This window comes from Aminobacter sp. BE322 (genome assembly GCF_050433525.1).
Taxonomy (GTDB): Bacteria; Pseudomonadota; Alphaproteobacteria; order Rhizobiales; family Rhizobiaceae; genus Aminobacter.
Genome location: NZ_JBNPXB010000014.1, coordinates 75736 through 89959, shown reverse-complemented (window position 1 = coordinate 89959; position 14224 = coordinate 75736). Strand labels below are relative to the sequence as shown.

Below are 14224 nucleotides of genomic sequence, written 5' to 3'. Positions count from 1 at the left end.
GCGACCCTGTCGATCTTGACCGGCAGGCGGTCAGCAGGAGACGAGAATGCTTGACGAACGGGAAGTGGAGCGGCTCGATGTCGAGGCGGTCAACTCGGCCAAGACACGCCAGCCGCTTTATGCCGCTCGCAAGAAAGTCTTCCCCAAGCGGGCCTCCGGCCGGTTCCGTCAATTCAAGTGGCTGGTCATGCTGGTCACGCTCGGCATCTACTACCTGACGCCGTGGATTCGCTGGGACCGCGGCCCCTATGCGCCCGATCAGGCGGTCTTGCTCGACATCGCCAACCGCCGCTTCTACTTCTTCGCCATCGAGATCTGGCCGCAGGAGTTCTTCTATGTCGCCGGCATGCTGGTCATGGCCGGCATTGGCCTGTTCCTGGTAACTTCGACGGTCGGCCGTGCGTGGTGCGGCTACACCTGCCCGCAGACCGTCTGGGTCGATCTTTTCCTGGTGGTCGAACGGGGCATCGAGGGAGACCGCAACGCCCGCATCAAGCTCGACAGCGCGCCTTGGTCGTTCGACAAGCTCGGGAAACGTGCCGCCAAGCACGTGACCTGGCTGTTGATTGCGGTGGCAACCGGCGGCGCCTGGATCTTCTATTTTGCCGATGCGCCCACATTGCTTGGCGAGCTGATTACCGGCAAGGCAGCGCCGGTCGCCTACCTCACCGTCGCCATCCTGACCGCCACCACCTACGTCTTCGGCGGCCTCATGCGCGAACAGGTCTGCACCTACATGTGTCCCTGGCCGCGCATCCAGGCAGCGATGCTCGACGAGAACTCGCTGACCGTCACCTACAACGACTGGCGCGGCGAGCCGCGTTCACGTCATGCCAAGAAGGCAGTCGCCGAAGGGCTTTCCGTCGGCGACTGCGTCGATTGCAACGCCTGCGTCGCCGTCTGCCCGATGGGCATCGACATCCGCGACGGCCAGCAGCTCGAATGCATCACCTGCGCGCTCTGCATCGACGCCTGCGACAGCGTCATGGACAAGATCGGCAAGGAGCGCGGCCTGATCTCCTACGCGACGCTCGCCGACTACCAGTCCAATATGGCGATCGCCACCAACCCGACCACCGGGGCGATCGATCCCAAGCAGGTGCGCGATGTCGACGGCAAGCTCGACAAGGGCATCGCCCATTTCCACATCCGCCGGATCTTCCGGCTACGCACCTTTGTCTATGCCGGTGCCTGGAGCCTGATCGGCGTCGCGCTGCTCGTCGCACTGTTCAGTCGCGACCGGCTCGACCTCAACGTGCTGCAGGACCGTAATCCGCAATTCGTGCGCCTGTCGGACGGATCGATCCGCAACGGCTACACCGTCAAACTGCTCAACATGGTGCCGGAGCCGCGCACCCTGACGCTGCGTCTCGACGGTCTGCCCGGCGCGGCGATGACCATTGTCGGGATGGAGCAGGCCGAAGGCCGTTCGGTCGACATCGAGGCCCAGCCCGACAAGCTCACCACGCTGCGGGTCTATGTTCGCCAGCCGCTCGAGCAGGTCAGCGCGGGGCAGAGCTTCACCTTCGTGGTCGAAGACAGGGCGAGTTCCGAAAGCGACTCCTACGTCGCCAACTTCAACGTTCCGGAGACCGGCAAATGACCCTGCGGCCCCTGCAGCAGCCAAGGCAGTTCACCGGCCGGCACATGCTGGCGATCATGGTGGCCTTCTTCGGCACCATCATCGCCGTCAACCTGGTCATGGCGACCTTCGCCAACACCAGCTGGACGGGTCTCGTCGTCCAGAACACCTATGTCGCCAGCCAGCAGTTCAACGAGCGGGTTGCCGAAGCCAGGGCGCAGCAGTCGCTCGGCTGGAAAGGTGCGCTCGCGATCAAGGCTGGCGAGATCCGCTACAGCCTGGTCGATGCCTCGGGTGCGCCGGTGCCGGCCGAATCCGTCACCGTTTCCTTCCGACGGCCCTCGTACGAGGCCGAGGACTGGCAAGTGAAGCTCGAGCGTGCGGCCGACGGCGCCTATGTCGCGCCCGCTGCCGTTCGCGACGGTATCTGGATCGTCAACACCGAGGCCGTGATCCCCGACCGCGCCCCCTATCACGAGGCGCGGCGCATCGTCGTCAGCAGGGGGGAGGTCAAATGAGCTGCTGCGCTCCCGCCGCCGAAGAGGCGCTGCTGCTGCAAGGCGGCGCTTCAAAGGGCCCGTCCCGCGAGGAACTGGCGCTGTCGAGCCGTTCCGTGCCGGGCAGCCTGCGCCAAATCGACCTTTCCGTGCCCGGTGTGCATTGCGGCGCCTGCATGGTCAACATCGAGGCGGCGCTGAGCGCGCTCGACGGTGTCGAGCATGCGCGCGTCAACCTGTCGACCAAGCGCGTTTCGGTGCGCTGGCGTGAAGCCGCCGGCGTGCCTCCGATCGTCGATGCGCTGGCGCGGCTGGGTTATGAAAGCCACCTCTTCGAACAGGGCACCGACGACAAGGACGAGACCCTCGCCGAACTGATCCGGGGTCTCGGCATTGCGGGATTCGCAGCCGCAAACATCATGCTCCTTTCCGTGTCGGTGTGGTCCGGGGCGGAGGATGCGACGCGCGACCTGTTCCATTGGATCTCGGCGCTGATCGCACTCCCGGCGCTCGCCTATTCCGGCCGCATCTTCTTCCGCTCCGCCTGGGGGGCCTTGCGCAACGGTCGCACCAACATGGACGTGCCGATCTCGATCGGCGTGCTGCTCGCCTACGGAATGAGCCTCTACGAGACCGCCAACAGCGGCCCGCATGCCTATTTCGACGCTTCGGCGTCGCTGCTCTTCTTCCTGCTCATCGGCCGCGCGCTCGACCATGTCATGCGCGAACGGGCACGAGTCGCGGTCAAGGGCCTGGCGAGGCTCGCGGCGCGTGGCGCAACCGTGCTCCAGGCCGACGGCTCCAATGCCTACCTGCCGGTGGGCGACATCAGGCCGGGCATGCAGATCATGCTCGCCGCCGGCGAACGCGTCCCGGTCGACGCCCGGGTGATCAAGGGGTACTCGGAGCTCGACTGCGCCATCGTTTCCGGAGAAAGCGACCCCGTCGCGGTGGAGCCGGGTGCCGTCTTGCGCGCCGGCACGCTCAACCTGATCGGACCGCTGACCATCGAAGCGACCGCAGCGGCCGAGGATTCGTTCCTGGCCGAGATGATGCGGCTGATGGAGGCGGCGGAGAGCGGCCGCGGTGGCTATCGGCGCATCGCCGACCGGGCGTCGGCGCTCTACGCGCCGGTCGTGCACCTGACGGCCTTCCTTGCCTTCCTCGGCTGGATGGCGGCTTCGGGCGACGCCTACCGCGCCATCACCATCGCCATCGCCGTTTTGATCATCACCTGCCCCTGCGCACTCGGCCTCGCTGTGCCGATCGTCCAGGTGGCGGCGGCGCGGCGCCTGTTCGAGGCCGGCATCATGGTCAAGGACGGCTCGGCGATGGAGCGCCTGGCCGAGATCGACACGGTCGTCTTCGACAAGACCGGAACGCTGACGCTCGGCATGCCCAAGCTCGTGAAAGCCGGCGAATTGTCCTCCCGGACCCTTTCGCTGGCCGCAGCGATCGCCCTGCACTCTCGCCATCCGATATCCCGCGCCTTGGCCGACGCGGCCGAGAGTGGCAGCGAATGGACTTTCGACAGGGTCGACGAGCTGCCGGGATTCGGCCTCGAAGCCAGGAGCGGCGCCGACACCTATCGGCTGGGGCGTGCGGAATGGGCGCTGCACGACGCCGGGGCCGCCCGCGGCACCGTGCTGGCGAGGAATGGCGCGCTCGAGGCCGAATTCCGCTTCGAAGACCAGTTGCGTTCGGGTGCGGCCTCGGCGGTCGCCGCGCTCCGGCAGCGCGGTCTCGCGGTCGAGATCCTGTCCGGCGATCGTGCCGAGGCGGTGGCGACGGTTGCGACAGCGCTGGGCATAGCGCAAGCCTCGGCCGGCGTACTGCCGAGCGGCAAGGTCGCGCGTCTCGAACAGCTGAAGGCGGAAGGCCGCAAGGTGCTGATGGTCGGCGACGGCCTCAACGACGCGCCCGCGCTCGCGGCTGCACACGTATCGATCGCGCCGGCGAGCGCCGCCGACATCGGCCGGAGTGCCGCGGACTTCGTCTTCCTGCGCGAGAGCCTCGCGGCCGTTCCGCTGGCGCTTGCCACTTCGCGGGAAGCCAAGCGGCTGATACGCCAGAACCTGATCCTGGCCGTCGTCTACAATGCGATCGCCGTGCCGATAGCGCTCGTCGGCTACGTCACCCCGCTGGTCGCGGCATTGGCCATGTCGGGCTCGTCGGTCATCGTGATCGCCAACGGGCTCAGGCTCGGGACCGGCAAGGCCAGGCGGGCCCGCCGGTCGCTCGAAGCGCCGTCGGGGTTTCCGACTAAGGAGGCAATGGCATCATGAGTGGGCTCATCTTCCTCCTGCCGATCGCCCTGTTCCTCGGTGGCCTGGGCCTGGCCGCCTTCCTCTGGTCGCTGAAGAGCGGCCAGTACGACGACCTGGATGGTGCTGCCCAGCGCATCCTGATCGACGACGAGTAGCGGTCCCCCGGCCAAAAAACCTGCGGCACGCCCAGCACCGTGTGCTAACAGGGTGCCATGGCTCAGAAGAAAGCGCATGAGGTCGATTCCTGGCTCGCCCGTCCTGCCCCGGAGGCGGTGATCGTGCTGATCTACGGGCCGGATCGCGGTCTCGTTTCCGAGCGGGCCGCGGCCTTTGCCGCCAAGACCGGGCTGCCGCTCGACGACCCGTTCTCGGTGGTGAAGCTCGATGCCGGCGAGGTCGATCGCGACAGCGGCCGCCTCGTCGACGAGGCGCGCACCGTGCCGATGTTCGCGCCGAGGCGGCTGATCTGGGTGCGCAATGCCGGCGCCCAGAAGAGCCTCGCCGACGACGTCAAGGCACTTGCCGCCGAACCGCCCCGCGACGCGGTGGTGCTGATAGAGGCGCAGGACCTGAAGAAGGGCGCCCCCTTGCGCACGGTGGTCGAAGGGGCGTTCTGCGGCGTGGCCCTGCCCTGCTATGGCGACGAGGCGCGCGATCTCGAAACCATCATCGACGACGAATTGCGGGCGGCCGGGCTGACGATGGCGCTCGATGCGCGCAACGCGCTGCGCCGCAGCCTCGGCGGCGACCGGCTGGCGACGCGCGGCGAACTGCAGAAGCTGACGCTCTACGCCATGGGCAAGGGCGAGATCAGCCTCGACGACGTCAAGGCAATGACGGGTGACGTGTCGGCGCTGTCGCTGGACGATGCCGTCGACGCCGCCCTTGGCGGTAACATAGCCGAATTCGACGCAGCCTTCACCAAGCAGTGCCAGAACGGCAGCCAGGCCGCACAACTGCTGGCGGCCGCCTTGCGCCACCTGCAGAACCTGCATCTGATGCGCAGCGAGCTCGAAGGTGGCAACCGCAATGCCGCGGCGGTCATCGCGGCGGCACGGCCGCCGGTGTTCTTTTCGCGCAAGCGGGCGGTCGAGCGGGCGCTGACGAGCTGGAGTTCGGCGGCGATCGATCGCGCGCTGGCACGTCTGCAGGCAACGACCCTGCAGACCCGCTGCCGGCCGGAGCTGGCCGTGGCCCTGGCACGCCAGGCGATGCTGGGAATTGCAGTGGAAGGCGCCCGCCTGGCGGCGGGACGGCGTTAGAAGGCGGTCGAGACGGCAAGCATTCCGGTATCGGGAGATGCGCCGCCATGTGAATGGCGGCGCTCGCCGAAGCGGTTCGCTGCCCCCACTTCGTGAGGTGGGGGTTAGCGGCGATCAGCGGTTGCGGGCTGCCAGCGTGCGCAGGCGCAGCGCATTGAGCTTGATGAAGCCGGCGGCGTCCTTCTGGTCGTAGGCGCCCTGGTCGTCCTCGAAGGTGACCAGCTTGTCCGAGTAGAGCGACTTGGAGCTGTCGCGGCCGATGACCATGACGTTGCCCTTGTAGAGCTTGAGGGTGACTTCGCCCTCGACGTCCTTCTGGCTGAGGTCGATCGCCGCCTGCAGCATCTGGCGCTCGGGCGAGAACCAGAAGCCGTAGTAGATCAGCTCGGCATAGCGCGGCATCAGCTCGTCCTTGAGGTGCGCGGCACCGCGGTCGAGCGTGATCGACTCGATGGCGCGGTGCGCCTGAAGCAGGATCGTGCCTCCCGGGGTCTCGTAGACGCCACGCGACTTCATGCCGACGAAGCGGTTCTCGACCAGGTCGAGACGGCCGATGCCGTTGTCACGGCCGTAGTCGTTGAGCTTGGCAAGCAGCGTCGCCGGCGACAGGCGCGCGCCATTGATCGAGACGGCATCGCCCTTTTCGAAGCCGATCTTGATGATGGTCGCCCTGTCCGGCGCTGCCTCAGGCGAAATCGTGCGCATGTGGACGTATTCGGGCGCCTCGACGGCCGGGTCTTCCAGAACCTTGCCCTCGGACGACGAGTGCAGCAGGTTGGCGTCGACGGAGAAGGGGGCCTCGCCCTTCTTGTCCTTGGCGACCGGGATCTGGTGCTTCTCGGCGAAGTCGAGCAGGTCGGTGCGCGACTTGAACGACCAGTCGCGCCAGGGCGCGATGATCTTGATGTCGGGGTTCAGCGCATAGGCCGACAGCTCGAAGCGGACCTGGTCGTTGCCCTTGCCGGTAGCGCCGTGGGCAATGGCGTCGGCGCCGGTCTTGCGGGCGATGTCGACGAGGTGCTTGGAGATCAGCGGGCGCGCGATCGAGGTGCCGAGCAGGTAGACGCCTTCATAGACGGCGTTGGCGCGGAACATCGGGAAGACGAAGTCGCGGACGAATTCCTCGCGCACGTCCTCGATGAAGATCTCCTTGATGCCGAGCATCTCGGCTTTCTTGCGCGCCGGCTCGAGTTCCTCGCCCTGGCCGAGATCGGCGGTGAAAGTGACGACCTCCGCGCCGAGTTCGGTCTGCAGCCACTTGAGGATGATGGAGGTGTCGAGACCGCCGGAATAGGCGAGCACGACCTTCTTGACGTCTTTCCACTTGGTCATTTGAGCAGGGCACCTTTCGCAGGCGGCCGGAGCCGCGTTTTCCCGGGCTTTCTAACACGAACGGCCAAGCGGGCAAGGGCGATGATGCCGCTGGGGAGCAGGGGGCGGCTCGGCTGGTTGCAGAAGGAGCGCAACGTCGCTGACAGCGTTCTTCTCCCCGTCCTTCACGGGGAGAAGATGCCGGCAGGCAGATGAGGGGCAGCGCAAACGCCCCAGGATTGCCCCTCACCCTTACCCTCTCCCCGCGAAGAACGGGGAGAGGGGGACGTCCGCGTCGCGCCTCTGCATCGCCGGAGATGCCACGGCTACGGGACTGCCGAGCGAGACGGAGACCGGGAGCTGGCCTTGACGTCCTCGCGCGTTACTTCCGCTTCATCGCCTCGAGCAGCGCCGCGCCGAACGCGCCTTGCTGCGCCGGCTTGTTCGGCTGCGGCTTGGGAGATGCGGAGCTGAACTTCATGTCGCGGCCCTTGGCGGGTGCGGCCGAACGCGGCGCCGCCTCGCCGCCATCCTTGCGCATGGTGAGCCCGATGCGTTTGCGCGGGATGTCGACCTCGACGACACGGACCTTGACCACGTCGCCGGCCTTCACCACCTCGTGCGGGTCCTTCACGAACTTGTCGGCCAGCTGCGAGACATGGACGAGGCCATCCTGGTGCACGCCGATGTCGACGAAGGCGCCGAAGGCGGCGACGTTGGTGACGGTGCCTTCCAGCAGCATGCCCGGCTTCAGGTCCTTGATGTCGTCGATGCCGTCGGCGAAGGTCGCGGTCTTGAAGCCCGGGCGCGGGTCGCGGCCAGGCTTTTCCAGCTCGGCGATGATGTCGCGCACCGTCGGCAGGCCGAAACGCTCGTCGACGAACGCGCGCGGGTCGATGGCCTTCAGCGCCGCACTGTCGCCCATCAGCTGGCGCAGGTCGCGGCCGCAGGAGGCGACGATCTTCTTGGCGACGCCATAGGCTTCCGGATGGACCGACGACGCATCGAGCGGTTCCTTGCCGTCGCGAATGCGCAGGAAGCCGGCGCATTGCTCGAAGGCCCGCTGGCCGAGACGCGGCACGGCTAGCAGGTCACGACGCGTGGCAAAGGCGCCCGAGGCATCGCGATAGGCGACGATCGACTCCGCCAGAGACGGCCCGAGCCCCGAGACGCGGGCGAGAAGGGGAGCGGACGCCGTGTTGAGGTCGACGCCGACGGCGTTCACCGCATCCTCGACGACGGCTTCCAGCGAACGGCCGAGGCGATACTGGTCGACGTCGTGCTGGTACTGGCCGACGCCGATCGACTTGGGTTCGATCTTGACCAGCTCGGCGAGCGGATCCTGTAGGCGTCGCGCGATGGAGACAGCGCCGCGCAGCGACACGTCGAGATTGGGGAACTCGGCTGCCGCCGTTGCAGACGCCGAATAGACCGAGGCGCCGGCCTCGCTGACGATGACCTTGGTCGGCTTCGGCGCCGGCATGTCCTGCAGCATGTCGGCGACCAGTCGCTCGGTCTCGCGGCTGCCGGTGCCGTTGCCGATGGCGATCAGCTCTACATTGTGGCGGATGATCAGCCGGGCAAGCTCGGCCTGGGTGCCACGCACGTCGTTCTTGGGCGGGAAGGGATAGACGGTGGTGGTGTCGAGCAGCTTGCCGGTGGCGTCGATGACCGCGACCTTGACACCGGTGCGGATGCCCGGATCGAGGCCCATGGTGGCGCGCGAACCGGCGGGCGCAGCGAGCAGCAAGTCCTTGAGGTTGCGCGAGAAGACGCGGATCGCCTCTTCCTCGGCCGCCTCGCGCAGGTCGCGCATCAGGTCGAGCGAGAGCGACAGTGACAGCTTCACGCGCCAGGTCCAGCCGGCGACCTGCATCAGCCACTGATCGCCCGGCAGCGTCGCGCCGATCTGGTAGGCGGCGGCGATCATGCGCTCCACCGGCTTGACAGGCGAGGTGTCGTCGGCGTCGATCTCGAGGTCGAGCGACAGCACGTCCTCGTTGCGGCCGCGCAGCATGGCGAGCGCGCGGTGGCTCGGCACTCCAGCCCAGCGCTCGGAATGATCGAAGTAGTCGGAGAACTTGGCGCCGGCATCCTGCTTGCCGTCGACGACGCGGGCGCGCAGCACGGCGCGCTCCTTCATGTGGCCGCGCAGGCGGCCGAGCAGGTCGGCGTTTTCCGAGATGCCCTCGGCGACGATGTCGCGCGCGCCTTCGAGCGCTGCCTTCACGTCGGCCACTTCGCCGCCGACATAGGCCTCGGCCAGCTCGGCCGGCACCTTGGAGCGGTCGAAGAGGATGGCTTCGGCCAGCGGACCGAGCCCGCGCTCCCGGGCAATTTCCGCCTTGGTGCGGCGCTTGGGCTTGTAGGGCAGGTAGATGTCCTCAAGCTCGGCCTTGGTCGTTACGGTAGCGATGCGAACCGCCAGGTCGTCGGTCATCTTGCCCTGGCTGGTGATGGACTCGACGATCGCCGCGCGGCGCGCCTCGAGCTCGCGCAGATAGGCGAGGCGCTCGGAGAGATCGCGCAGCTGGGTGTCGTCGAGGCCGCCGGTGACCTCCTTGCGATAGCGCGCGACGAAGGGAACGGTCGCGCCCTCGTCGAGCAGCCCGACGGCCGCCACGACCTGCTCGGGCTTCGCATTGATCTCGGCTGCGATGATCGCAGCGATTTTCCTGTTGTCGCCAGCCATGGAATCCTGGTGCCTGTTGAACGGGTGCGCGAACATAGTGACTGCCGGCGCGAACACCAAACGGCCAATCGTTCGTGCTCGTTCAGGCTCCACAGAAAAGCGGCACGGCTGCGGCAATCGGCGCGGCTGCAGAGGGAAGTTTTGCTGGGCGGCTTCCCTGTGCCCTTGGGTATGATGGTGTGACGATACCCCCCCCACACAAGGGGGGACTGCCGAAGCGGCCCCTATCACTGGCCCCGCTTGGACTTGGCCGGATCAGATGCGGATACGGTCGGCGGATTTCCCCTCCCCCTCGTGGGGAGGGGTTAGGGGTGGGGGTAAGACGACGTTGCGATTACCTCCCGCAAAGCGGGAAAGCGGGAGCAAAAGCATGCATTTCGATCGGGTCCTGTTTGTCGCGGCGGCATTGTGCGGCGCAGCCGGCGTGGCGCTGTCGGCTGCGTCCAGCCATGGCGGCAGCACCAACGTCGCCGTCGCGGCCAACTTCCTGCTCATCCACGCGCCGGTGCTGCTTGCGCTGTCGCTGGTCGCTGGCGGAAAGCTGCTGCGCGCCGGCGCGCTGGTGCTGATCGCAGGGCTGCTGCTGTTTGCCGGCGACCTGCTCGCGCGGGACTATCTCGGGCAGCGGCTGTTCCCATTCGCGGCACCTATCGGCGGGGCCGGCATGATCCTGGGCTGGCTGCTGCTGGCCGCCGGCGGGCTGGTGGCGCGCAAAAGTTAGGCTCGGGGAGGTTTGTGCCGCCCTCATCCCCTGCCGGACCTTCTCCCCGCAAAGGACGGGGGGAAGGAGGATGGCCGCACGGTCGGCGCCCTTGCTTCCAAAGAAGGACGATGCTCCACAGCGACACCTCCTTCTCCCCATTCTTCACGGGGAGGGGTGAGGGGCAGCTCAGCGCATATATAGTCGTGCAGCTCTCAGCCGATCCGGTATGGCAGTGGGTGGCGGACGTCCTTGTCGATCACCAGGCGGCGCTTGAGCGGCGGAATGGCGCGCTGCTGGCAGTTGGTGCGCTCGCAGATGCGGCATGAGATGCCGATGGGATCGAAGGCGGTCTTGCTGCCGAGCTCCAGCCCGTCGGCATAGACGAAGTCCTGCGCATAGGCGACCTCGCAGCCGAGCGCGATGGCATAGCGCCGGTGCGGTGCGTTGAATCCGACGCCGCCCTTGGAGATCTCCGTCGCGATGCAGAGGTAGCGTACGCCGTCGGGCGTCTCGGCCAGCTGGCGGATGATGCGCCCCGGAGCCTCGAAGGCCTGGTGCACGTTCCACAGCGGGCAGGCTGCGCCGAAGCGGGCAAACTGCAGCTTGGCCGCACTATGGCGCTTGGTGATGTTGCCGGCGCGGTCGATGCGGGCGAAGAAGATCGGCACCCCCTTGAAGCCCGGGCGCTGCAGGGTGCTCAAGCGATGCGCGACCTGCTCGATCGAGGCGCCGAAATGGGCGGCGAGCAGCTCCAGGTCGTGGCGCAGCTCCTGCGCGGCCTTCATGAACGCCTGGTAGGGCAAGGTCAGGGCCCCGGCATAATAGTTATGCAGGCCCATTTTGCAGATTTCGACCGCCTCGTTGGTGCGGAAATCGGCGGAACGAGCGATCTTGGCGACCTGTGCCTCCATCTCCATTTCGGCGATCTGGAAGGCGATCTGGAAGCTTCGCGTCGCGACGGGCGAATAGGGGTTGAGGAACAGGACGCCGGATTTGGGGTCGAAGCGCCTGAGCGCGTCGTCGCCCGCGTCGGCGCGGGCGATACGCACGCCGTGGCGACTTTCGAGATATTCGCCGAGCGCCGCATAGCTGTCGCGCCCGCCGATGCCGAGCTCGCCGGCCAGCCGCTCGGCCGCCACGTCGAGGCCATGGATGTAGTTGTCGACGAAGTGGAAGAAGTCGCGCACCTCCTCATAGGGCGTCGGCTCGGCGAAACTCGCACTCCTGCCCAGAGTGTCGTCCAGGCTCGCCAGCTGTTCCGAGTTGCGGCGATAGGCCTGGTGGGCCGAGATCAGCGCCCGGGCGAAACCCGGCGCGTTCTGCGTCACCAGCTTGAGCTCCTGCAGGTTCGGCGCATAGTTCTCGAAGATCGGGTCGGACAGCGCCTCGGTCAGGGCCGACAGCAGGCGGTCACTGTCGCCCTGCGAGATCTCGGCAATGTCGATCTGGAATTTCTCGGCGAGCGCCAGGAGCACGGATGCCGAGACGGGACGCTGGTTGTTCTCGATCTGATTGAGGTAGCTCGTCGAGATGCCGATGCGCTCGGCGAAGCTCTGCTGGGTGGCCTTGTTGGCCTCTCGCAGCTCGCGCACCTTGCGGCCGATATAGAGTTTGCGGGTCGCCATGTTTGCAAATTCGCAATTTTCAGTTCTCGAATTTGTACATTACGCTTTTGCACATTTTCAACGGTTTTCCGGAAGCCGACTTGAGCGTAATGGGCGCTATTCGCTCCTTGCCGTGGAAGTGGCGAGGAGCCATCATTTTTCAACCTCATAGTGCGGGAGAAAGTCCATGACGCTCTACCATGCGGTTGCCGACAGGCCGACAGGCCGGCTCACCCCGGCGGATGTCGTGGCCGTCATCGCCGGCTCGCTGCTGCTGACGCTGTCGGCCAAGGTCCAGGTGCCGTTCTATCCCGTGCCGATGACCATGCAGACGCTTGTCGTGATCGGTCTTGGCCTGGCGCTCGGCCCGGTGCGCGGTGCCGCCGCCGTGGCGCTCTATCTCGCCGAGGGCGCTCTCGGCCTGCCGGTCTTCGCCGGCACGCCCGAAAAGGGCATCGGCCTCGCCTACATGATGGGCCCGACCGGCGGCTATCTGCTCGGCTACATTTTCGCTGCCCTGCTTGCGGGCTGGCTGGCCGAGCGCGGCTGGGACCGCAATGTCTTCACCGCCATGGCCGCCGCACTACTCGCCGGCGCCGTGATCTACATTCCCGGCCTCTTCTGGCTCGGCAGCGTCATCGGCTGGGACAAGCCGGTGCTGGCCTTGGGGCTTTTCCCCTTCATCCCCGGTGACATCATGAAGGCCGTGTTGGCCGCCGTCGCCTTCCCCGCCGCATGGAAGTGGCTTTCCGCAAAGGGCATGAACTGATGCGCGCCGTTCTCGAACAACTGGAAGCCCGCCGCACCGAAGCCCGCCTCGGGGGTGGCCAGAAGCGCATCGACGCCCAGCATGCCAAGGGCAAGCTGACCGCGCGCGAGCGCATCGACGTCCTGCTCGACGAAGGCTCCTTCGAAGAGTTCGACATGTATGTCACCCATCGCACGACCGAGTTCGGCATGGCCGAGCAGAAGGTGGCGGGCGACGGCGTGGTCACCGGCTGGGGCACCATCAACGGCCGCCTGGTCTATGTCTTCTCGCAGGACTTCACCGTGCTCGGCGGCTCGCTGTCCGAAACCCATGCCCAGAAGATCTGCAAGATCATGGACATGGCGGTGCGCAACGGCGCCCCGGTCATCGGCCTCAACGATTCAGGCGGCGCCCGCATCCAGGAAGGCGTCGCCTCGCTGGCCGGCTATGCCGACGTGTTCAAGCGCAACGTCGACGCCTCCGGGGTGATCCCGCAGATTTCGGTCATCATGGGTCCCTGCGCCGGCGGCGCGGTCTACTCGCCGGCCATGACCGACTTCATCTTCATGGTGCGGGACAGTTCCTACATGTTCGTGACCGGTCCCGACGTGGTGAAGACCGTCACCAACGAGATCGTCACCGCCGAGGAGTTGGGCGGCGCCCGCACCCACACGTCGAAGTCCTCGGTCGCCGACGGCGCCTACGAGAACGACATCGAGGCGCTGGAGCAGGTCCGCCTGCTTTTCGACTTCCTGCCGCTCAACAACCGCGAGAAGCCGCCGGTGCGGCCGTTCCACGACGATCCGGCCCGGCTGGAGAAGCGCCTCGACACGCTGATCCCAGACAGCGCGACAAAGCCCTACGACATGAAGGAGCTGATCCTGGCCATCGCCGACGAGGGCGATTTCTTCGAGATCCAGGAAGCCTTCGCCAAGAACATCATCACCGGCTTCACGCGCATCGAGGGCCAGACGGTGGGCGTCGTCGCCAACCAGCCGATGGTGCTGGCCGGCTGCCTCGACATCGACAGTTCGCGCAAGGCGGCGCGCTTCGTGCGCTTCTGCGACGCGTTTTCGATCCCGATCCTGACTTTGGTCGACGTACCGGGCTTCCTGCCGGGCACCGCGCAGGAATATGGCGGTGTCATCAAGCACGGCGCCAAGCTGCTCTTCGCCTATTCGCAGGCGACCGTGCCGATGGTCACGCTGATCACGCGCAAGGCCTATGGCGGGGCTTATGACGTCATGGCCTCCAAGCACATCGGCGCCGATATCAACTATGCCTGGCCGACGGCCGAGATCGCGGTCATGGGCGCCAAGGGTGCGACCGAGATCCTCTACCGCTCCGAACTGGGCGACGCCGACAAGATCGCCGAGCGCACCAAGGAATACGAGACCAACTTCGCCAATCCGTTCAAGGCGGCCGAACGCGGTTTCATCGACGAGGTGATCATGCCGCATTCGTCGCGCCGCCGCATCGCCCGCGCCTTCGCCGCCCTGCGCGGCAAGAAGCTCGATGCGCCGTGGAAGAAGCACGACACGATACCGCTGTGAGCAGG

At 66.6% G+C, this 14224-nt stretch carries 11 protein-coding genes; 8 read left to right on the top strand and 3 right to left on the bottom strand.

Features of this window, described 5'->3' with window-relative positions; all coding sequences use genetic code 11:
• Positions 1-46: 46 nt before the first annotated feature.
• From ccoG to holA, 5 genes are read left to right on the top strand one after another with little or no spacing between them, the layout of a single operon-like run.
• Positions 47-1603 (top strand): cytochrome c oxidase accessory protein CcoG, encoded by a 1557-nt coding sequence (gene ccoG, locus J2X50_RS18535; protein WP_429097214.1) that lies wholly within the window; start codon positions 47-49, stop codon positions 1601-1603.
• The gene (locus tag J2X50_RS18530; RefSeq protein WP_429097212.1) at positions 1600-2100 is read left to right on the top strand and encodes a FixH family protein; all 501 of its coding nucleotides are present in this window, start codon (positions 1600-1602) and stop codon (positions 2098-2100) included. The genes ccoG and J2X50_RS18530 overlap by 4 nt, the downstream gene beginning before the upstream one ends.
• Positions 2097-4364 carry a cation-translocating P-type ATPase gene (locus J2X50_RS18525; RefSeq protein ID WP_429097211.1) on the top strand — a complete coding sequence of 756 codons (2268 nt, stop codon included), beginning with the start codon at positions 2097-2099 and terminating at the stop codon, positions 4362-4364. The genes J2X50_RS18530 and J2X50_RS18525 overlap by 4 nt, the downstream gene beginning before the upstream one ends.
• Entirely contained in the window at positions 4361-4501 is a 141-nt protein-coding gene (ccoS, locus tag J2X50_RS18520; protein WP_429097208.1) for a cbb3-type cytochrome oxidase assembly protein CcoS, read from the top strand. The genes J2X50_RS18525 and ccoS overlap by 4 nt, the downstream gene beginning before the upstream one ends.
• 57 nt (positions 4502-4558) lie before the next feature.
• A complete protein-coding gene (gene holA, locus J2X50_RS18515) occupies positions 4559-5608 on the top strand; it encodes a DNA polymerase III subunit delta (protein WP_429097206.1) in 1050 nt (349 codons plus the stop codon).
• A 114-nt stretch (positions 5609-5722) separates the two neighbouring features.
• Here the strand turns inward: holA and J2X50_RS18510 are convergent, their stop codons facing one another.
• A complete protein-coding gene (locus J2X50_RS18510; protein WP_429097204.1) occupies positions 5723-6940 on the bottom strand; it encodes an argininosuccinate synthase in 1218 nt (405 codons plus the stop codon).
• Between the two features lie 361 nt (positions 6941-7301).
• Positions 7302-9611: a Tex family protein gene (locus J2X50_RS18505; protein ID WP_429097202.1), complete on the bottom strand. Its 2310-nt coding sequence runs from the start codon at positions 9609-9611 to the stop codon at positions 7302-7304.
• A gap of 370 nt (positions 9612-9981) precedes the next feature.
• Between J2X50_RS18505 and J2X50_RS18500 the strand changes: the two genes are divergently transcribed.
• Positions 9982-10332, top strand: a complete 351-nt coding sequence (locus tag J2X50_RS18500) for a DUF423 domain-containing protein (RefSeq protein ID WP_429097200.1) — start codon at positions 9982-9984, stop codon at positions 10330-10332.
• Between the two features lie 194 nt (positions 10333-10526).
• On the opposite strand, the gene J2X50_RS18495 is transcribed toward J2X50_RS18500, so the two are convergent.
• On the bottom strand, positions 10527-11939 hold the full coding sequence (locus J2X50_RS18495; protein ID WP_429097197.1) for a helix-turn-helix domain-containing protein: 1413 nt from the start codon (positions 11937-11939) through the stop codon (positions 10527-10529).
• A 166-nt stretch (positions 11940-12105) separates the two neighbouring features.
• Here J2X50_RS18495 and J2X50_RS18490 point away from each other — a divergent pair, with 166 nt between their 5' ends.
• Together J2X50_RS18490 and J2X50_RS18485 are read left to right on the top strand one after the other, a co-directional pair.
• Positions 12106-12687 (top strand): biotin transporter BioY, encoded by a 582-nt coding sequence (locus J2X50_RS18490; protein ID WP_429097195.1) that lies wholly within the window; start codon positions 12106-12108, stop codon positions 12685-12687.
• Positions 12687-14219: an acyl-CoA carboxylase subunit beta gene (locus J2X50_RS18485; RefSeq protein ID WP_429097193.1), complete on the top strand. Its 1533-nt coding sequence runs from the start codon at positions 12687-12689 to the stop codon at positions 14217-14219. Before J2X50_RS18490 ends, J2X50_RS18485 begins: the two co-directional genes overlap by 1 nt.
• Positions 14220-14224: the final 5 nt, after the last annotated feature.